Raw genomic sequence first — 20,798 nt, 5'->3', positions numbered from 1 at the left:
TGATTGTTTAGTTTATTCTTCTCTTAATGCTTCTATTGGTTTTATACTTGTGGCTTTAAATGCTGGTATTAGTCCTATTAATGTTCCTAAAACAACAAGTATAATTAATGCTATAAATACGACTGCTATAGAGACTGAAGCGTTTACAATAACTGCTTCATCACCTTGTCCAAAAGCAGCATCTAAAGCTATTAATATCCATCCTCCAGAAATTATTCCTAAAATTCCTGCAAATATGGTTAAGAAAACGGCTTCTACTAAAATTTGTCGTTTTATCTCAAAAGGTGTTGCCCCTAATGCGCGTCTTACACCTATTTCTTTAGTACGTTCTTTAACTGTAATTAGTAAAATATTTCCAATTGCAAAAACACCTGCAATTAATGTTGCTATACCTACAAACCAAGTTAAAAACTGCATACCAACTAAAAAGCCTGTTACTTTTTTAAACTCTTTACCTAAGTTAAAACTACCAAACGCACGATTATCTTCTGGGTGAATTCTATTAAGGTTACGCAGTAATAATTTTGCGTCTTGTTCTATTTGAGCGATATCATATTCTGGCTTACCGGTAATCATCATCCAACCAATTCTATCTCCTAAATTATAGATTTGCTGAAATGTTGTAAATGGTATATGCATATCACTGGTTGGTCCCATATTTACATTTCCGTTTTGGAACATACCAATCACTTTAAAATTCATGTCGTTTATTTGAACGTATTCGCCAATCATTTCAGCATCTTTTTCAAATAATTGTTTATAGACTTCTTCTGAAATTACAACGACTTTTCTGTTGTTGTCAATGTCATTTTGATTTATAAATCTACCATGAATTAATTTTTTCTTCTGTACTTTATCTAATAAAGGATAATCTCCATTTAAACTAAATGTTCCTGATAAAAAATTTCTAACAACTTGAGCTTGATTTTGATTACGAGGTACAACAAACTCAATCCCTTCTACATTTTCTTCTACTTTTTTAGCGTCAGATAATTGTAATTGTACTTGTCTTCCTTCTTGAAAACCTTTAAATGGTTTGCTTGTACTTTGTCCCCAAACAAATACACTGTTTGTAGCAAAGTCACCAAATAATCTGTTAAACGAATTTTCTAATCCGCGTGCAGCACCAAGTAACCCGATAAGGAGTAAAATTCCCCACCAAACACCAACCATGGTTAATATGGTACGAAGTTTATTTTTGCTTAAACTTTCGTACACTTCTTGCCAAGTATCTCTTTCGAATAAAAACTTCATATTAATCGTTTCTAAGTGCTACTATTGGTTTTATTTTTGATGCCTTTTTTGCTGGTAAATATCCAGCTATAGATCCTGCAATAATTAACGTAATGGTTGCACTTACAACCAAACTGGTACTTACACCTGGATCTTTAATAAAGTAAGGTTCTAAAATTGGTCCAACAAATTCTAAAACACCAACACCAATTAACAATCCTACATAACCAGCAATTGCTGTAATTAGGATAGATTCTATTAAAATTATTGAAACTATTGATCGTGGTGATGCCCCAAGTGCTTTACGTATACCTATTTCTTTAGTACGTTCTTTAACTATAAATATCATGATATTACTAATACCAACAACACCTGCTATTAATGTACCAAAACCAATAACTATAATTATAACAGTTAGTCCAAAAGTCATCATACCAACTTGCTTTGTCCCTTCTGCCATATTACGTACTCTAATGGCACGCTGATCTTTTGGAGACACTGTAAAACGTTCTTTTAATTTGTTTTCTAATTGTCTTCCAAAATTTATAGCTTGATCGTAATCTAATTCTGGATTGTAGCCAAGGTTAATCTGGTCTATATAATCGTTATTACCATAAATTTGTTGCGCGGTAGATACAGGCATATATATCATTCGTTCTTCATTATCGCCACCATCGTCTGTAAAAATTCCTACAACTTTATAAGGTATACCACTTAGGTTTATATATTTACCTAAAGCAGTTGTCTTTAAAAATAAATCTTCTTCTACCAAACGACCAATAACAACGACTTTAGATTTATTATCTATATCTAATTGGTTTATGTAGCGTCCATCTCTTATCATTGTTTTTTCTAAAAACTGATGATCAGGATTTACTGCTCTTAAATTGTAACTGTTTTTTTCGTTACGAAAAGAGGCGTTGACATTTTTATAAATTCTAGAAGTGATGTATTGAACTTTATTACCATACTCGTCTTCAATAAAGTTTTGATCTTCATTTTTTAGTTGAATACGTCTACCTGACTGCAATCCTTTATAGGCTTTAGTAGTCATACCTGCATTGATAAAAATAGAATTGGCTGCATCATCTACAAATGCTTCTGCAAACGTATTTTTAAGTCCGTTAGCAATCCCAAAAAGTATGACAAATAATAAAATAGCAAACGCTACCGTAAAACCAGACAACAAACTTCTAGTTCGGTTTTTGTTGATACTTTGAAATATCTCGCGCCAAAGATCTATATCAAACATATTGAGAAGCTCTTACTTGTTCTACAAATGTATCTTCCATAATCACACCATCTTTAAGACGTACAATACGCTTACACATACTAGCAATATCTTCTTCGTGTGTTACCATAAGAATAGTCTTTCCTTCATCGTTTAAAGACTGAATAAAATCCATTATCTCATGAGATGTTTTGGTGTCTAAAGCTCCTGTTGGCTCATCTGCTAATAATAGTTTTGGGTTAGCTGCTAAAGCACGCGCAATTGCTACACGTTGTTTTTGCCCTCCAGACAGCTCGTTAGGTAAGTGATGTGCCCATTCTTTTAAACCTACTTTTTCAAGGTGAAATAATGCTTTTTCTAAACGGTCTTTTCTTTTTTGACCTTGATAGTATAGCGGTAGCGCCACATTTTCTAAAGCGTTTTTGTAACTAATTAGGTTAAAAGACTGAAATATAAATCCTAAAAATTTATTACGATAAATGGCTGCTTTTTTCTCTGTAAGATTTTTAATTGGCACACCATCTAAAATATATTCTCCTTCATCAGCTTCGTCTAACATACCTATAATATTAAGTAGTGTTGATTTTCCTGAACCAGAAGAACCCATAATGGCTACCATTTCGCCTTCTTCGACTTGTAAATCAATTCCTTTTAAAACATGTAGACTAGAATCCCCAATTGGGTAAGACTTGTGTAGTTTTTTTATGGTGAGCATAATTGATGGTTTTTGATTGATTTAAGTTACTCATTATCAATTAGACTACAAAGGACAAGATTTGTTACAATTTTTTTTAAAATATTTTGTTAAAAGTTAATTTAGAGATTTTAAGCCTCTACTTTTTTCTTCCTAAAATATTTCCAATACACAAAAAAGCCTAAACCAAATACTAAAATATAAGGTATAGACATTAAATAAATAATACCGTCATTAATTCCTTTTGCTGCAGATTGCCCTTCTTCGTTTTCTAAAACAGCACGACACATTGCGCATTGCGCATTGCTTTTTAGGAAGAAAAAGCATGATATAATTATAAAAAGAAATTTTGTTTTCATTATTAATTAGTTCTCGACTGCGCTCGAACAGACAAATTAAACATAATAGGGTGAAATCATTATATAAACTATAACTCCTGTAACTGCTACATATAGCCACAACGGAAAAGTGATTTTTGCTATTTTTTTATGCCTTTCAAAATTGTTTGTAATGGCTCTAACATATGTAATTAACACAAATGGTATTACCGCAACAGACAATACAATATGAGTAATTAAAATGAAGTAATAGATGTATTTTATAGCACCTTCACCACCAAATTTGGTCGAGTCGCTAGTCATATGATATGCAACATACATGACTAAAAACAATACAGAAAGTGTAATTGCAAACTTCATTAAATTTTCGTGTTGTTTGCGTTGTCCTTTTTTAATAGAAATTACAGCATATACTAAAACAATAGCTGTTACTGCATTAATAGCTGCATAAATTGGAGGCAAAAAGGTTAATGGTTCTACATCTATACCAAAATCTTTAAGTTTTATACCAAATAATGCTGCTACAGCTAATGGGATAATTACCGAAAGTGCAACAATCCATTTGTTGTACTTTTTTTCTTCTTGTAGGTTTTCTGTGCTCATGTTTTCTTCTCGATACAATTTTTCGTACCTCAAAATCACTGGAAGTGACGTTTGTTTATTCTTTTAATAATTTGGCTATATCTTCTTTTAGCATTGAGATTTCTTGCGGATTGCCATCTTCATCAACTTTTTCTTGCTCGCTAATTACACCTTTGTAAAAGATTTTTGGGTTACCAAAGTCATCTTTTCTAGATCGTAAAAATCCGTTTTTATCTACTAAAGCAAAATCTCCTGAATGTTCAAAATTTTCTACATCTACAAAGATATTAAATCCAATATTTGACAAGTTATAAATATCTTGTTTATCTCCTGTCATTAAATGCCAATTAGGATTTGTTATTCCGTAGTTTTCGGCATATTCTTTTAATTTTTCTGGCGTATCTGTCTCTGGCATAATACTAAACGACGCTACACCAAAGTTATCTTCGTTTTTAAAAGTATTTTGAACTTCGACTAAATTTCTATTCATTCTTGGGCAAATAGTTGGGCATGTTGTAAAGAAAAACTCTACCACATAAACTTTACCTAAGTAATCTTTATTAGTAATCGTGTTTCCGTTTTGATCAGTAAACCTAAATTCTGGCACTTTTTTACGTTTACCATTAATAACCAAATACTCTAAAGCTTGATCTTTTTTATCTACTTCAGAAGGATTTTTTAATATACTTCCTGATCTACTTTCATAGGTACGATTTACATCTTTGTTAGTTATTCTGTCTACAATTTTTGGAATAAAAATAATTCCAAACAGTAAAATAATAAACGATATTCCTACGTATGAATAGTTTGCTTTTTTACTCATTTTGCTCTCCTTTTAAATCTTCTGCTCTTCTAACTGTTGAGTTAAATTCTCCTTTACGTTTTTGTCTGTACTCTGTAAAAAGTACTCGCAAGTCTTCTGCTGCTAATTTATTTTTTAACTCAGAAACCATTGTTGCATTATATGAGGTTAAAATATATGGCTTCTCTTCTCTTTTAATTTCTCGTTTTGACCTATCATCAAATCGTCCTCTTTGGTTTAGTTCTTTATCTACTATAAAAACATTACTAATAGCCTGATTATAGTCTAAAATTTGACTTGTTCTTAAACTATTAAACAGTTTTTTTATGTCTGAATTGTTTAATGAAACGAAATGCCAATATTCTAAAGGTTCAAATTTAGATAGCTCTTTAGATAAGCGTTCTGTTTTTTCTTCTGTGCCTTCTGCTACAATCATCACAATTTGAAACTTTTTAAACCCTTGAAACTTATCATAAATAAGTTCTTTTAAATTTGAAGTTTCTACAATTTTTGATTCTGGATCTTCTCCTAAAAAACCTAAAACTGTTATGTGATCTTTAAGAATTATGTCTGTTTTTGCTGAAGAAAGATTAGAAAAATCTAAAACATCTTCATGCACTACATCTAATGGATTATAATTATTTGTAGATGGATACAGAAACAAAAGAAAAATAACTGGTAGAAAGAATAGAATACTTAGTATAGCTCCTTTTTTTATATTTTTCTTCGTCATTTTTATGAAATGTATTTAGTTATGCAAAAATAAAAAAAGGTGGCTTTATAAAGCCACCTTTTTTACTATAATTTATGTTAAGTTTCTATATTAGAAATCTCTTTTAATAAAACCATTATCATAAACATCATAAACGTATCCACCTTCTTGTAATAAAATAAATACTAGGTAGCAGATTAAGAATACACCTGTCCAAACAACTGCACGTCTTAACCCTGGTGTTTCGTCACGCATGTGCATAAAGTCCCAAGTAATGTAATATGCTTTTACTATTGTTAAAATGATAAAGATCCAGTTTAAACCTTTCATCCCTAATATATGAGATTCTAAAGCTTCTGGTTTGTAAATACCTAATACAACTTCTACAGCTGTAACAATAGATAGTAAGATTAATACGCCCCAAATTTTTTGAGTGTTAGACTTAAACTTGATAAGTCCTCTAAATATTTCTAATTTATGTGTATCTGCCATGATAAATCTTTTTCTATTAAATTATACTAAGTAGAAGAATGTAAATACGAATACCCAAACTAAATCTACAAAGTGCCAGTAAAGACCAACTTTTTCAACCATTTCGTAGCTTTTACGTCTTTCGTAAGTACCTAAAATAACATTAAACCAAATGATAATATTAATTACTACTCCTGATAGTACGTGAAAACCGTGAAAACCTGTAATAAAGAAGAAGAAATCTGCGAATAATGGCGATCCATATTCATTAACTTCTAAGTTTGCACCTTCTACAACGCGCTTACCGTTATTTTTGATAGCTGCTAATGACTCTTCACGAGAAAGTACTGTTTTTTGTCTTTCTTCATTTAAAATTTGAGTTCTTACTAAAATATTAGGATTAGCTTCTAAACCAGCAACGACATCTTTGATTTGATAAGGAGGTAATGTACCTTCATCTACAAACCAAAGTCCGTTTTTACGCTCGTGATTAGTTCTATCTGTAGGAGATACTATAACAAAATCTTTAACTGCTACTCTTTTAAATTCTTGCTCTCCGTTTTCGTTTGTTTTATATTCTCCAAACTGTAAAATGTTTCCTCCTTTTGTTTGAACAGCACCATAATCTCCTTTTATAAATGTTGCCCATTCCCAAGCTTGAGAACCAACGAAGATGATACCTCCAATAATTGTTAAGAAAAGATACCAAGTTACTTTATTCTTTTTCATATGGTGACCAGCATCTACCGCTAATACCATTGTTACAGAAGACATGATTAATATAAACGTCATAAACGCCACATAAATCATAGGTAATTCTTGACCGTGTAAGAAAGGTACGTGAGTAAAAACCTCATCTGCTATTGGCCAAGAGTCTATAAATTTGAATCTTGAAAATCCGTAAGCTGCTAGAAACGCAGAAAAAGTAAGGGCATCTGTTACGATAAAAAACCACATCATCATTTTACCATAACTTGCTTTAAGTGGCTCATTTCCACCACTCCAAGTTTTACCTTCTGTATTGGTAGTTGCAACTGTCGTGCTCATAGTGTTAAATTAGTTGTTAAAAAGTGTGACAAAAATAATCAATTTATTGACTTAAAAAAATTGCTTCAGCTAAATTTTAACGCGTCTAAATAAGGTTTTACGCCAATTTTTAGCTTAAGAAAAAATATAAGAAGAAGAATAAATAAAGCCATAATAGGTCTACAAAATGCCAAAATATTTCGGCTAATTCAAAACCTGTATAATTTTCTGAGGTATATTTTCCTCTTAAATGATTTACTATTACTACTAAAATTGGTATTAATCCTGCAAGAACATGAATAATATGTACCACTGCTATAAGATAGATATAGCTTACCGTTACATTACTTGTTGGTCCTGTAAAATTATATCCCATGTCTATAATTTGATTAAATCCTTTAATTTGATTTAAAACAAATAATAGCCCTAAAACAAATGTAACTACTAGCATTACAGTTGTTAATGATTTATTATTTTTTTCTAAAGCTTTTCTAGCTATTATAAAAGTTACACTACTAATTATCATAATTATAATGCTAGTCCAAAAAGGCTGAGGCATTACAAAATCTGATAACCAATCTGGTCTAGAACTACTTACTATAAATGCACTAGTCCAACCTGCAAAAGACATAATTAATGCTCCTATACCAAAGTATAGCATCATTTTTCTTGATCTTCTGTGTTTTTCTTGAATTGTTCCTTCGGTTAAATCCATTGTTTATCTTAAAAATTTGTCTACGACGTAAATAACTTGAATAATTGTTATATAAAGTACACTAGATAACATTAATTGTTTTGCCGCTTTTTCGGTCATTTTCTTATAAAGAAGTATAGCGTAGTATAACATTACTAAACCTAATGCAAAAACGATAATTCCTGCTACTATCGATAATTCTAATTTTCCTGTAAAACCAAAAACTGGAATTATTGAAACTAAAATAGTCCAAATAGTGTATAATATGACTTGAATTGCTGTTCCTTTATCTTGTTTTCCTGTAGGTAACATAAAAAAACCACCACGTTTATAGTCTTCAAATAAAAACCAGCCTATTGCCCAAAAATGAGGGAATTGCCAAAAAAATTGAAGTGCAAACAAAGTTCCTGGTTCTATACCAAAATGATCTGTTGCTGCTACCCAACCTAACATAAATGGGATAGCTCCTGGAATAGCTCCTACAAATACCGATAAAGGTGTTTTTGTTTTTAAAGGTGTGTAAACACTTGTGTAAAGAAATATTGAAATAGCACCAAACATTGCTGTTTGCTGATTAATAGTATAAAGAATAACTATACCTAAAATAGTAAAAACACAAGCAATTATAAATGCTGTGTTTACAGTCATTCTTCCTGAAGCAACTGGTCTATTTTTTGTGCGATGCATTAAAGCATCTAAATCTTTTTCTATAATTTGATTAAAAGCATTACTTGCTCCAACCATAAAATAACCGCCAAGAGCTAATAAAATTAAGACTTTTACACTTATTGTATCTGCACCAAGTAAATAACCTGCAATAGATGAAAATACTACGCTTAGAGACAAACGCATTTTTGTAATTTCTTTAAAATCTGAAATTGCTGTATGTTTTACGACCGTAGTTGTTGTACTCAAAATTTTAGCTTACTTTTTTGCTTGCGCAAAGATACTGCTAATTGATTATTTAGCATAAAAAAACCTCAAGGTTTTTAACTTGAGGCTTTAATATGATGGTTTTAATTGTTTTTAGTAATCAAAATACCAATTAAATAAGTCTGTTCTTAAACCAAAGTTAAACCAAACAGTACTGTTATTATAAACGTTTAATGTTTCTGCTTCTGGATTAAAATTTCTGTAGTTTACATTAACAAATGCTTTTAAATTAGAAGCTGGATTAACTAAATACCCTAATTGAGCACTTGCATTTATAGATGTTGTTTTTATACCTTGACCTATTTCTACACCTGTATCAAATGGTCTGTCATTATAATCTCTATAAATATCGCCACCATAGCTAAAGTTATCTGTTTCGTTATTGTAATCAAAACCTCTAACACCAGTAATAACCTTAACTTCTCCAAACCAACGTTGTTTTTGATAACGCCCAATCAAAACTAACTCTCTAAAATTTGCGCCCCAAAGATGAGCCATAGGTTGATTGTTATGTGCGTAATTTAGCACAATTGTATTATGAGAATATGTATACGGTCTTACTTGGTTATATTCTGCTTGAAGCATTAAGTTTTTTACTTTAAAAGCATTATAATATTTAGCGCCTAATTGAAACCCAAACTTATTTTTCCAGCTTTTTTCTCCTGCTTTCACATCATTTAAAGAAAATTCGTCTAAAATAAATTGCCCATAAATATTTACATTGTCATTAAATTTATATTTTCCTGAGGCTCCTAAAATAGCATTACCAGCACCTTGACCAGTTTCAAATTCTATCGCTCTAAAGAAAATTACTGGGTTTAAATAGTTAACATCAAAGCCTCTATCGTTAGTGTTTTCCCAAATAACAGATTCAAATAATCCTATGTTTAATTTTTTTGAGACATTCCAGCTTAAGTAATGATTTGCTATATATTTTGTTCTAAATGCATCATCTACTACCGCTTCTGGTCTTACATCTTTTAACCAGGTCCAAGTGTTGGTGTACTTAATTTTCCAAAATTTAGTATTCAACTTTAAAAAAGGATAAGGACTTGCTACATCACTTTGTAGTAAACTACGGTAACCGTCGCCAATAAATTGTTTGCCATGTCCAAACTGAACATTAATAAATTTTGCAGGTGAATATGACAAATATCCTTCTGCTACAGGATAATCATAAGCATCATCTTTAAATCGTTTTGCAATACCACGACCAGGTATTATGGCAGGATCAGGACCAAACGCCTTTAAACTTTCTGCATATTGATTAACGTATTGTGCAAACCGACCTTGATTTTCGTAAACTGTTGCAGAAAAGCTAAATTTATTACCTAATCCACCTTGTATATAAACACCACGAGTATTGTTATATGTGTAATCAAAACCTGCATCAGTATCTTTACCTAATTGTAAATCAAAAACAGGATCTACAGTAAACCAATAATCTTTTCCTTGTAATTGCACTAAATGCTCATTCCATAATTTTTGTCCTGCCCAAGTCTGTCTATCTTGTTTTAAGGCTTCATTTTCTGCTTCAAAATCGTAATAATTTTCAACATCTTCATACATAAATGGCTTTGATGCTGTGTGACTATTGGTACCTACTAAATTCATTGAACGGTCAAAACGAAAATAGTTTTCATGACTAAAAGGAATATTTATTTGACTCTTATATTCTTTATTTTGATATTTTGTTACTGCTTTTTGTACGCTATCAAATTCGGCTTTAGCCTTCTTTTCTAAATCTGTTAACTGTACAACCTGATTGGTTTTAGATTGATTATTATGATCAAGAACAAAAGCTTCAACTTCTGAAGGTTTATTAGCTTCATTTAATGGTAAATAAATAGACATAGAATATTGTCTAAACGTAGGATTACCGTTATAAGTTGCTGGTTCTATTTGAGGAAATAGATCAAATATACGTTGTGTTTCTTCCTTTAACGATTTGTGCTTTGCTTCAATAAAAATGGTTTTAAACACTCCTTTTTCTGTTACTTCAAAAACCACAACTATTTCGCCTTTATAGCTTGAATCAATTTCTTTTGGTGTTTGAAAATTTTTAAATATAAAATTAAAAACCTCTTGATTAAAGCAATTAAGTTGAGTACTATCTTCTTGGTTTTTACAATTTTCGAAAACTGGTGGTTTACTTATAAAAGTGTTGTTTTGTCCATAGGATAGACACGTTAATAGAGTGAATAAGGTTAAAATGAATGACTTCATTTATTTTGGGTTTAAATTTTGCTGAAAGATAATGCTTTTTTTATAACAGCTTTGAACAAAAAAAGTCGCTATATATCACAATAACGACTTTAAATAAGTGATAGTATTTTTTTATTACCTTACCTGAAACATGATTGGTAATGTGTATAACACCGAAACTTCTTGCCCACCTTGTTTTCCTGGTTGTACCTTAGGAATTGTATTTACTACTCTATTAGCTTCTTTTTCTAATACTTGATGAGGCGCTCTTGTCCTTAACACTTCTACGTTACCTGTTTTAGTTATTCTAAAATTAACATAGATTTTTTGAATACCTTCCTTTAAACCTAGTTGATTTCCTAAATCTGTGTCAAATTTTTTTCTTACTAATTCTGATAGCTTTTCTGAGAAGCATTTTTTACGACCATCGTTAGTAGTTTCTCCTTCGCATCCTGGATATACAGGGACTTGTTCTATCCTTACAAAAGGGACATCTTCTATAGGATCTTCTGGTACTTCAACCGTAATGTCTTTAAGATCAACTTTAGTAACATCAATTTCTGTTTTTGGTTTAGTCATTTCGGTTATTAAATCTGTAGTTTCTTCTGCATCAGGTTCGTCATTTTCAATAATTTCAGGTTCTAAAACATGTTTAGGTTGCCTTTTTACAGGATCTTCAACCTTAACAGCATCTTTTATAATTTTGTACTGCTTTTGATCTAAAGTATACTCTTCAAATACAGGCTCTACTGAATCTTCGATTATAGCTAAGTTAGTAGATTCAAAACGCATCTCTAAAGCGCCATAAACAGCCAATAAGCATAGTATTAATCCTACTTGAAAATACAACGTGGAGTTTTTTTGTAAATTTGCATCATGTTTTTGTGAATGCTGCACTTTACTCTCATTTTGGCGAGTGAGATTGTGCTCTTTTTTAAGATTTTTCATAATTAATAAAGTTTAAATGTTAATATTATGAAAATGTCACAATAAACATACCAAAAACAAAAATCCCGTTACAATTGTAACGGGATTTTTAATATATGATAGTTATTTAACTATTCTACTCTAAATGTAATTGGTAAAGAGTAAGGTACATTTACTGGTTTACCTCTTTGCTTACCTGGCTTCATTTTAGGTAATTTTTGAATTACTCTTGCTGCCTCTTGTTCTAATCTTGGGTGAGGAGCTCTTGATCTAATTCCTACAATGTTACCTTGTGTATCTACTTTAAATGATACAAATATTCTTTTAATACCTGAATCTAAACCTAAATCTTGAGCTAAATCTGTATTAAAGTTACGTTGTACAAATTTATTGATTTTATCAGACATACATTTTTTCTTAGCATCGTTGTTACCACTTTCACAACCAGGAAAGATTGGCACATTTTCGATAATTGAGAATGGTACATCTTCGATAACTTCTTCTACCTCTTCTACCTCTACTTCTTCAACCTCTACGATTACTTCTTCTTGAGTTGTTTCTGTAGACTCGATTACTGTTTCTTCCACTTCTTCTTCATCTTCCACAACCTCGATAACTTCTGGAGCTGCTGGTGGCGGTGGCGGTGGCGGTGGTGTATTTTGTATTTCAGTAATTGGAATTTCTTCTTCTATTTCTTCACCAAGATCTAATTGACCAATGTCAATTGCTTCTTTGTCATATGTTTTATGATTGATCGCTGTATATGATATAAACATCATAAGTGCTAAACCTACTGCTAAATATAGACTACTGTTACGACCTACATTTGCTTCTGGATTTTTCTTTGGTTCCATGTTTGTGATTTTTACTGAATGCTAAAATAACTATTTATTTACTAAAAAAACAAGGTATTAGTTGTTTTTAACTTTCATTTTTAACGCTAATTTAATAATCAATACAGCTAAAAGAGCTCCTATTATATTGGCTACTACATCTTTAATATCTGCTTCTCTGTGCTGTGTTAATGTGTGTTGTAATATTTCAATAATTATGCCAAAAACTATGGCTAATCCAACTGCTTTACTTAAAGCTTTTTTTAAAAAATAACTTTGTTTTAGTGTTAGATACCAAATCATGGTAAAAAACATATAAGCAACCGCATGAAATACTTTATCACTATTACTTGGCATATTACTTGGTCCTACTTGTGGCAATAAACTTAATATTGTAAGCACAATTGAGTAACCTATGCTAAGTAATACTAATAATTTACGCACCAATTATGGCTTTATAATCTTCTGCAGAAAGTAAGCTGTCTAATGATGTTACATCAGATACTTTTACTTTAATCATCCAACCTTCTCCGTAAGGATCTGTGTTTACTTTTTCTGGTTCGTCTTCTAAAGAATCATTAAAAGCAACAATCTCTCCTGCTACAGGTAAGAATAAGTCTGATACTGTTTTTACTGCTTCTACTGTTCCAAAAACCTCTTCTGCATCTAAAGTTTCGTCTAAAGTTTCAACCTCAACGTAAACTATATCTCCTAACTCACTTTGAGCAAAATCTGTAATACCAACTGTTATTTGGTCACCTTCAATTTTAACCCATTCATGGTCTTTAGTATATTTTAAATCTGCTGGAATATTCATCTTTTATTTTTTAAGTTGCTACAAATGTATTTAAATGAGTAATAATTTCAAATAAAGAATTACTAATTTCCGAAATTATATCTAAGGGTTAAACCAGATCTAATTGTTGTTTGAGGAAATGCTGTTGAAATTGCATATTCTGAGAAGGTATAATCGAAGTAAAAAATACCTGTTAAGTTTCTACTAAAAGCATATTCTGCATTGTATTTTAATCCCCAAATGGTTTGACCGTTTGTTATTTGGTTGTTATCTACATCTAAATATCTAATTATTGTTTTGTTATCTCTTACAGACAAGTCTGCAGACATAATTAAATCTGATACTATTGATCGTCTTGGTCCTGCTAATTTTGATTTTATGCGTACATCTTTAAGGCGGTAACCTAATCCTACTGTATACTCGTTTCCTGCAATTTCGGTCATTAGATTATTATCAAAACTTAATGATAGCATACGGTCTTTTTTCATTTCTAAAAGGACTCTTACTGAGTTTTTCATCTCCATGTCAAAACGGAATAATGGGCTGAACATTTCTGTTAAAGTTACACCGCTTAATAAACTTTTTGCTTTATAGTTTCCTGCTTGATCTAAAGCTTCATTTGGTTGAGAATCATAATCTACTGTAAAATCTATTGGTGTATAATCTAAGTTTGTTCTAAACTGTTGAATGGTATATGTTGAACGATAACCGTGTGTTAAAGAGAAACGTTTAAATCGTTTTTTAAACCAATTAAACTTCATAAAACCTGTATACTTTAAATCCCAGTTAGGAATTGGTATATCTCTTAATGCATCTAATGGTGTTTTGTTAGCTCCTCTTCCTGTGTATGCACTTACAAATGATGGCAATAATACTTGTTGACTTGTTTTACCAAACCCTTTTGGATAACCTTCTGCATCTAAATTTGCAGGATCTGTCACATCAATTCCTCTTTGCGTGGCTAAACGTTTTGCAACTTCAATTCTATTTGCTCTAAAATCATCAAATGCTTGAGATCCGTTCTCATCACTTTTACTAAATGCTGTTGGTAATGTAAATGCAGATATACTAAAATTACCGTACGTATTTGGTGTTAAGGACACATACTCGTCATTTTCTATACGGTAGTTTTCTGTATAATTTTCAGCATAAGTCCTAAATCCAATTAAATCAATTTTTAAATCTTTAACCGGCTCTAAGTTTGCAGATAAATCTAACTGTTTAGTTTGGTTAGTCGTATACTGTTGGTTAAAATCTGGGAATATGGTTAACCATCCATTTCTTGCTGCAAGATCACGCACATCTCTTTGACTACCTAAAGTATAACCTAGTGTTGGTTTAGATGTACCTAAAAAACCTGGAGTTTGTAAGTATCCTGGTAAATATGTCCCATTAGTTTCGCTATAAACAGCTTGTATACGTTTTATCGATGTTAATATTCCTATACCAAAATTGCCTAGTTTGGCTCCAAAACCATCTCCGCTTTTCTTTTGCTTTGCTTTTTCATCTTTATTGGTAACAGCTGGTGGTTGAGCACCACGTGCCCTACTAACCCTATTACTACGTCTTGGACTTCTCTTTTTTGCAATACCTAAATATTTATACAACTTATTCATGTCTAAAGTTGAATTAATATTGTGTGAATTACCATTAGAAATTGAGTTACCTAAATCGTATGTATTACCATCATCTGCTGTAAGATTACCAAATAAATCAGATCCTTTTTGCCACTGGTATAACCCAGAGTAACTATAAGTTGCTTTTATAAAGTTTAAGGTTGGGATTTTAGCAAAAGGAATTTCATAATTAATACCAACTTGTTGTTGTTGACGGTTTGGATCTCCAAAATCAAAGAAACCGTCCCAAACATCTAGCATAGGATCTGGTTCTCCGTTAATAATATTGTCTTTAAAATAATTACGTACAATATTGTTATTTGAAGCAGATAAATTAAGTTGAAGTGATTTTGTAAGATTCCAGTTGATATTGTATTGATAGTCGAAGGTATAGTTTCTTCTATATAGTTCTTCTAATCCAATATTATTACCTCCTAAATCTATGTCTCTAAACTTTTGTCTATTATACTGACGGTTTAAATCTGTGTTTACAGTAAAACTAGCAGGTAACACATTAAAGTTTAAATCTTTTAATAGCTTCCAATATTCTCCTGTAAATAAAGAATCATTTTTCTTAAATGGCTCAATTACTTTTGGCTCAAAATTATAAGCATAATTAACGCCTGCTCTTACTTGTTTGTCTACAGAGTTTTTAATTTCAAAATCTCTATGTTCTGTTTTGTTGTAAGAGTAGTTAAGTGTTAAATTTTCTACATCGTAAAAACGTGGTTTTGCTTCTCCTGTTCTATTTTTTTTAACTCCAATAAAGTTGATACTTTTTCTTTTAGTATACTCTTCGGATTGTTCTAAAATTTGATCACGTTCTGCATCGTCTGCAGCTTCGTCCATTCGTGTTTGAAGCTCTAAATCTTCGTATTGTTGATCAAACTTTGGTGTTACCACTTCTACTCCTTGACCATAATTAAATGGTATTTGTAATCCCCATTTTTCTGGTAATAATTGACCAATATTAACATTAGTTACAACATCATATTGTTTTACATCTTCTAAGCTACGCTCGCTAGGTCCTTGGTTGATGTCTCCAAAACCAGAAGTGCTCATTCTACCTGTAGCACTTACTGTTGCAAAGTCTGCTAAATTAGTATCTACACTCATTACTGCAGCCCAACCACCTTCGTTATTCATGTCTGAAAGTCTTAGCTCATTAAACCAAACATCTCCACATAAATTACTATTAGTTGCGTTTTTTACACCAACCATTAAGGTTCTAATATCTCCAAAATTAGGATTACCTTTTATTGCCACACGATGTTGACCAGATACATAACCTTCAAATTGTTCAGAAAAAGGAACCTCTACTAAATCATCTCCTACAACATCATAAAAATTAGCCTGACCACTTGTTAATGTTTGGTTACTAATTGCTAAAGCTTTTAAGCGTTGTAAAACTTCAAGTTTTAAGTTTATTTCATTTACTTCTGGCCAAAAATCTTCTGCTGTACCGCCTCCGTTATAAACTTCTAATGGAATTTCTATTTGATAATAGTTTTGGGTTAAATCGTTACCCATTCTTATAAAGCCTACCATTTCATTATCACCTAAGCCAGGTGTTTCGCCTTGACGTGCATGCATAAACATACGCAACTTTTTATATTGACGCATATCTATTGCAATATTCTTAAATACAGCTCTAGCATCTTTAGCTTTTAAATCACATACTTTAACGACTAAAGACTGCTCATTTTGCCTAACAATGGTATTGTTATTATTTAATTGTTCTGGCACTACGCTTGGTGGCGACACATAGCTACCTTCGTTTTCTTGTGTACTTACTGCACCTACGCTAAAATCTGTATCTTCAAATGTTGGATCTGTTGGACCGCCATCTAATGCTAATCTAAATCTTCTCCAATCACTTCTTACTAGATCTAATGTACCAAATCTAAATACTGTAGGTTGCTCAAAGCCATTTAAGAATAGTCTTGTAAACCTTATAGATCTTAAGTCTGTAATACCATTTACAGCTTCACCAGAACTTACTGGTATTCTAAATTGATACCATTTTGGATAAGCGGTATCTCCGTTTGGTAAAACTCTTGGATTACTGTTTCCGTTAACATTTTTAGTATCAACAATAAACTCGTTATCTAAGTTTAATGTAGCTGGCGTTATTTCTATTTCATATTGATAATAGCTATCAATAGTATTCATAGTATTATCACGGTTAACATCTTCTACATCTGGTTGTGTTGTTGATCCTCTGTTAGTATCACTAAAGAAATCTGGAGAGTTACCTTCTACGCCATTATATTGTTTGTAACGCTCAAATAAATCGCCTTCAGCATTTAAATAATAGTTGTAGTTATCTTTTGCTGGATCTGCTATTCCTGAAAATGCTGCTGGAAAATTAGCTGCTTCTTCTGCGTCATTATAACCATCAAATCCAACGTCTTGATTAGTTCTTTCTTCTCCTGTCGTATCAAATGCATAAATTAACGCTTGGTTTTGTGGCACTACAGACTGATAAGCTGTTTGAGGCAACAAACTAATATTACCGTCTTGTGGCAAACCGTTTTCATATTGTTTACGACCATCTTTTAAGATATCTTCTGAAATACTTCCCAGATTTATAAATAATTTACCTCCTGGATTAGATGGATTTTCTTGGAATGGATCTTGAAGCCAAAACTCGATATACTCAACATTAGATTGCTCAAAATCTGTAGATGTTATTTGTCTAGTTATACCAGCCCAACTCTCTTCAGGGTTTACTGTATTTCCATTCTCAGAACCTGGTTGAAAATTGTAGGGACCACGTTCATCTGGATAATAGACTAAGTCTAAAGTATTAATAACCGTAGTTTGTCCTTGAGCTATATCTTGCTGCGGAAAAAGTTCGTTTACAAATACTCGGCTTGTATAAAGGCTTGACATATCATCATCTGAGATACCTGATGGTCTTTGACTTCCGTAGAAAATAGGATCTATAGAGTACCAATTTAACATTGCTCTACCATAACCATTTTCTATACCTACAGCATCAAAAGCTGTCGTGTTATTTAAATTTAAAGGTCTAGAAGATAGTGTCCAAGCTTGCGGTGATTTTAGATCAATTCCGTTTTGAGTACCTTCAAAGTCATCTATATATGCAGTAGCTTCTCCATTAAAATTAGTTCCTTTTGGTGCTCCTGGTAGTAAGTATGCAAAGTCACCACGAACAGAAAAATTTGATGGTGCATCTGTATCTATATTTGGTAACTTATTAACAAGTCTTGTAAAGAATGGAACTTCTGTAGAATAATTACCATTAAACCCTAAAATTGTATTGTTTATAGGCTCTGTAGCATAGTTTGCTTTTTGCGTAATAGGTCTTTCGTTAAGGTTTAAATACGTAGCGCCAACCACAAAGTTTTCGTTAAAACGATGTTCTACATTTATTCCTGTAAAACGTTTAGTTTGTTGCCCAAAGATTGAATTATTTTCTGTAGAAACTTGTATTGGTGTGTTTGAAGCTTTTAAAGCATCATCAATAATATATACTCTACCTAACTGATAATTTACTGTATAATCTACACCTTCTACTAACACTCTTCCTCCTGCTTGTACACGTACTGATCCTCTTGGCACATTAAACCCACCAATCGGGATACCATCACCACCAGACGATTTGTAACGTCCTTTTATTTGGAATTTATTTTTTTCAGACTCGTCTAAAGCAGCTGTTTTTGTTGCTTTATATAACAAGTCATATACATATTTTTCTTGGTTTGGGTTAGTGTAAGTATCTGCTTCATAATCTGCAGCATTATCACCTGGGTTACCATCATCATCTAATAAGTCGAATAAATAACGTCCAAACGGTTCTACTTTAGTAAAAACTATTTTACCGTTTTCTGGTATTACAGTTATTCCTGATACAAAATCAAAAAATCCGTCTCCTCCTATTTGAGGATCATTATTAAAATTTAGTTTATCAAAATTGAATAATCTTAGCAGCGTAGTTTCTTGTATAACCTCATCATCTGTTGTTGGATTATTATCTAAATCTACTGTAGGAAAAGAAGTCCCTTCTACTGGTGTGATATAGTTAAGTGGTGCAGCTTCGTTATAAAAAATATTAAGCTTAAAATCTTCTTGACTTAATTGATAAGCTCCGGTATCGTAAATGTTTTTCATCATTAGATCCCAAATTGGCTGCTGTACACTAGTAATACTACTTTTTAAAAGTTTTAAAACTAATGCGTTGTTAGTTACATTAGTTACTTGACCTTGAGAGTTGGTATTAACATCTGTTGCATCAAGACCATCGTTAGCAAATTCTCCTACTTGAAATACTTGCCCACCAACAGTATATTGATAAGCTACTGCTAAAACTTCATCGTTATTAAGTCTTTGATTTAAAGAAATATATCCTAATTGTGTGTTTACTTTATATTCTTGTCCTTCTATTAACTTTCTGGTATTTTCTTGTTTTGCAAAGTCGAAACCTTCGTTAAAACCAGGTATTAAAATTCCGTTTTGTACGGTAGCAATATCTCTTACTGCATCTGTTAATTGAGACATTGGCTGCCCAATAATTGTTGGATCTAAACCATTGTTTCCGTTATCCGGAAATGCGTTTGGACCTTGATAAACATTTACACCAGCATTACCTATAACACCTGTTTCTCCTAAATCTTGAAACGCTACAACGTTACGTACATTTTGCGTTTGATTACTTCTGTTTGTTACCCATACTTCAATTCTTGTAATCTGAATATTGTTATTTATAAACGGGTAATTTTCTAATGCTTTATCATAGTTGTTACGGAAATATTGTGCTAAGAAGAAGTGACGGTTTTCATCATAATCTCTAATAAAAAAGTCAAATTCATCTAAAGTTCCGCCACCTTGAGCAACTACAGATTTTGTGTCTGATCTTTGATCCGAAAACACACCTGTAATTGTTGTTTTACCAAATTTAAGTTGTGTTTTAACACCAAATAAACTTTGAGCTCCTGAAATTAATGAGTTGTTTAGAGGCATGTTAACGTTACCAACTTCAATTTTTTGAATGATATCGTCTTCTGTTGGTGTATATTCTAATTTTATTACGTTTTGAAAATCAAACGTAGACTGTGTATCGTAATTTGCATTTACTTGTAAACGTGTTCCTACTTTACCCAACATACTTAAGCTAATACGTTGGTCAAAGTCGAAAGTAAAGTTACGTCTGTTTCTTGGTGAAAATGAAGGGTTATCTTGCTTTGTAAAAAGGATACCTAAATCCATTTCTACAGATCCTTGAGGGATAAACTCAATAGTATTTCCTCCAAAAATGCTTTCAAAAAAACCTGAATTTACATAAAACTCTGGCAATAGATTTTTTTGAGCTTCTTCTGAGTTTTCTTTCTTTCCATCATAAGCATCAATCTTTTCTTTATAGTAAGATTGCATGTTTTCTTTATCTACTAAAGATTGATACTCTTGTGGTGTTAAAATTATTGGGTAATTTATATTAAACTCTCCTACAGATTCTGTATAGATATATCTATCTGTTAAAGCATCATAAGTATATTTTGAATCAATACTGCTTGGATTAGGCATTTGTATTTGCCCTAAATTAAAGCCTGTTTTGGTACTATCGGTTTCTGTTTCTGGAGTTTCTTGAGCTACAATAACAACACTAAATAATAATAAAAAAGTGGTAAATAGGTTAGTTAGTGTGGATTTATAAAAACTATGTTGAGCTGTATTCAAAATAA

17 protein-coding genes are annotated in these 20,798 nt (G+C 31.7%); all 17 read right to left on the bottom strand.

The features are described 5' to 3' along the window. Positions 1-12 precede the first annotated feature (12 nt). The 17 genes from ACEQT4_RS03700 to sprA all read right to left on the bottom strand — a co-directional run bounded on the left by ACEQT4_RS03700 (position 13) and on the right by sprA (position 20,793). Entirely contained in the window at positions 13-1,254 is a 1,242-nt protein-coding gene (locus tag ACEQT4_RS03700; protein ID WP_027879428.1) for an ABC transporter permease, read from the bottom strand. Position 1,255: 1 nt separating this feature from the next. Further along, positions 1,256-2,485 (bottom strand): ABC transporter permease, encoded by a 1,230-nt coding sequence (locus tag ACEQT4_RS03695; RefSeq protein WP_027879429.1) that lies wholly within the window; start codon positions 2,483-2,485, stop codon positions 1,256-1,258. Continuing rightward, entirely contained in the window at positions 2,478-3,179 is a 702-nt protein-coding gene (locus tag ACEQT4_RS03690; protein ID WP_027879430.1) for an ABC transporter ATP-binding protein, read from the bottom strand. Before ACEQT4_RS03690 ends, ACEQT4_RS03695 begins: the two co-directional genes overlap by 8 nt. A 110-nt stretch (positions 3,180-3,289) precedes the next feature. Then, complete coding sequence (locus ACEQT4_RS03685; protein WP_027879431.1) at positions 3,290-3,517, bottom strand: hypothetical protein; 228 nt, start codon at positions 3,515-3,517, stop codon at positions 3,290-3,292. Positions 3,518-3,553: 36 nt separating this feature from the next. Further along, a complete protein-coding gene (locus ACEQT4_RS03680; protein WP_370226058.1) occupies positions 3,554-4,099 on the bottom strand; it encodes a DUF420 domain-containing protein in 546 nt (181 codons plus the stop codon). A 55-nt stretch (positions 4,100-4,154) separates the two neighbouring features. Further along, complete coding sequence (locus tag ACEQT4_RS03675; protein ID WP_370226057.1) at positions 4,155-4,901, bottom strand: SCO family protein; 747 nt, start codon at positions 4,899-4,901, stop codon at positions 4,155-4,157. Then, positions 4,894-5,613 carry a hypothetical protein gene (locus tag ACEQT4_RS03670; protein WP_370226056.1) on the bottom strand — a complete coding sequence of 240 codons (720 nt, stop codon included), beginning with the start codon at positions 5,611-5,613 and terminating at the stop codon, positions 4,894-4,896. The genes ACEQT4_RS03675 and ACEQT4_RS03670 overlap by 8 nt, the downstream gene beginning before the upstream one ends. 90 nt (positions 5,614-5,703) lie before the next feature. Beyond that, positions 5,704-6,084 carry a cytochrome C oxidase subunit IV family protein gene (locus ACEQT4_RS03665; protein ID WP_027879435.1) on the bottom strand — a complete coding sequence of 127 codons (381 nt, stop codon included), beginning with the start codon at positions 6,082-6,084 and terminating at the stop codon, positions 5,704-5,706. A 21-nt stretch (positions 6,085-6,105) separates the two neighbouring features. Continuing rightward, positions 6,106-7,110 carry a cytochrome c oxidase subunit 3 gene (locus ACEQT4_RS03660; protein WP_370226054.1) on the bottom strand — a complete coding sequence of 335 codons (1,005 nt, stop codon included), beginning with the start codon at positions 7,108-7,110 and terminating at the stop codon, positions 6,106-6,108. Between the two features lie 109 nt (positions 7,111-7,219). Beyond that, positions 7,220-7,804, bottom strand: coding sequence for a cytochrome c oxidase subunit 3 (locus tag ACEQT4_RS03655; RefSeq protein ID WP_027879437.1), 585 nt, complete (start codon positions 7,802-7,804; stop codon positions 7,220-7,222). A gap of 3 nt (positions 7,805-7,807) precedes the next feature. Next, entirely contained in the window at positions 7,808-8,701 is an 894-nt protein-coding gene (cyoE, locus tag ACEQT4_RS03650; protein WP_370226065.1) for a heme o synthase, read from the bottom strand. Positions 8,702-8,809: 108 nt separating this feature from the next. After that, positions 8,810-10,942, bottom strand: a complete 2,133-nt coding sequence (locus tag ACEQT4_RS03645; RefSeq protein WP_370226053.1) for a gliding motility protein RemB — start codon at positions 10,940-10,942, stop codon at positions 8,810-8,812. 114 nt (positions 10,943-11,056) lie between these two features. Beyond that, on the bottom strand, positions 11,057-11,869 hold the full coding sequence (locus ACEQT4_RS03640; RefSeq protein WP_370226052.1) for an energy transducer TonB: 813 nt from the start codon (positions 11,867-11,869) through the stop codon (positions 11,057-11,059). A 110-nt stretch (positions 11,870-11,979) separates the two neighbouring features. Beyond that, positions 11,980-12,702, bottom strand: coding sequence for an energy transducer TonB (locus ACEQT4_RS03635; protein WP_027879441.1), 723 nt, complete (start codon positions 12,700-12,702; stop codon positions 11,980-11,982). 57 nt (positions 12,703-12,759) lie between these two features. After that, positions 12,760-13,125 (bottom strand): VanZ family protein, encoded by a 366-nt coding sequence (locus tag ACEQT4_RS03630; protein ID WP_146131293.1) that lies wholly within the window; start codon positions 13,123-13,125, stop codon positions 12,760-12,762. Continuing rightward, positions 13,118-13,498: a glycine cleavage system protein GcvH gene (gcvH, locus tag ACEQT4_RS03625; protein ID WP_304141888.1), complete on the bottom strand. Its 381-nt coding sequence runs from the start codon at positions 13,496-13,498 to the stop codon at positions 13,118-13,120. The genes ACEQT4_RS03630 and gcvH overlap by 8 nt, the downstream gene beginning before the upstream one ends. 62 nt (positions 13,499-13,560) lie before the next feature. Then, positions 13,561-20,793 (bottom strand): cell surface protein SprA, encoded by a 7,233-nt coding sequence (gene sprA, locus ACEQT4_RS03620; RefSeq protein ID WP_370226050.1) that lies wholly within the window; start codon positions 20,791-20,793, stop codon positions 13,561-13,563. Positions 20,794-20,798: the final 5 nt, after the last annotated feature.

The organism is Mesoflavibacter sp., assembly GCF_964226795.1.
GTDB classification, from domain to species: domain Bacteria; phylum Bacteroidota; class Bacteroidia; order Flavobacteriales; family Flavobacteriaceae; genus Mesoflavibacter; species Mesoflavibacter zeaxanthinifaciens.
This window is presented reverse-complemented; position numbering and strand designations above follow the sequence as displayed.

Bases quoted from the DNA above. Each gene is read 5' to 3' on its own strand.
- ACEQT4_RS03685 (WP_027879431.1), bottom strand. From the start codon at position 3,517: ATGAAAACAAAATTTCTTTTTATAATTATATCATGCTTTTTCTTCCTA.
- ACEQT4_RS03635 (WP_027879441.1), bottom strand. From the start codon at position 12,702: ATGGAACCAAAGAAAAATCCAGAAGCAAATGTAGGTCGTAACAGTAGT.
- ACEQT4_RS03655 (WP_027879437.1), bottom strand. From the start codon at position 7,804: ATGGATTTAACCGAAGGAACAATTCAAGAAAAACACAGAAGATCAAGA.
- ACEQT4_RS03700 (WP_027879428.1), bottom strand. From the start codon at position 1,254: ATGAAGTTTTTATTCGAAAGAGATACTTGGCAAGAAGTGTACGAAAGT.
- ACEQT4_RS03670 (WP_370226056.1), bottom strand. From the start codon at position 5,613: ATGACGAAGAAAAATATAAAAAAAGGAGCTATACTAAGTATTCTATTC.
- ACEQT4_RS03640 (WP_370226052.1), bottom strand. From the start codon at position 11,869: ATGAAAAATCTTAAAAAAGAGCACAATCTCACTCGCCAAAATGAGAGT.
- ACEQT4_RS03690 (WP_027879430.1), bottom strand. From the start codon at position 3,179: ATGCTCACCATAAAAAAACTACACAAGTCTTACCCAATTGGGGATTCT.
- ACEQT4_RS03675 (WP_370226057.1), bottom strand. From the start codon at position 4,901: ATGAGTAAAAAAGCAAACTATTCATACGTAGGAATATCGTTTATTATT.
- ACEQT4_RS03695 (WP_027879429.1), bottom strand. From the start codon at position 2,485: ATGTTTGATATAGATCTTTGGCGCGAGATATTTCAAAGTATCAACAAA.
- ACEQT4_RS03645 (WP_370226053.1), bottom strand. From the start codon at position 10,942: ATGAAGTCATTCATTTTAACCTTATTCACTCTATTAACGTGTCTATCC.
- ACEQT4_RS03680 (WP_370226058.1), bottom strand. From the start codon at position 4,099: ATGAGCACAGAAAACCTACAAGAAGAAAAAAAGTACAACAAATGGATT.
- ACEQT4_RS03660 (WP_370226054.1), bottom strand. From the start codon at position 7,110: ATGAGCACGACAGTTGCAACTACCAATACAGAAGGTAAAACTTGGAGT.
- gcvH (WP_304141888.1), bottom strand. From the start codon at position 13,498: ATGAATATTCCAGCAGATTTAAAATATACTAAAGACCATGAATGGGTT.
- ACEQT4_RS03665 (WP_027879435.1), bottom strand. From the start codon at position 6,084: ATGGCAGATACACATAAATTAGAAATATTTAGAGGACTTATCAAGTTT.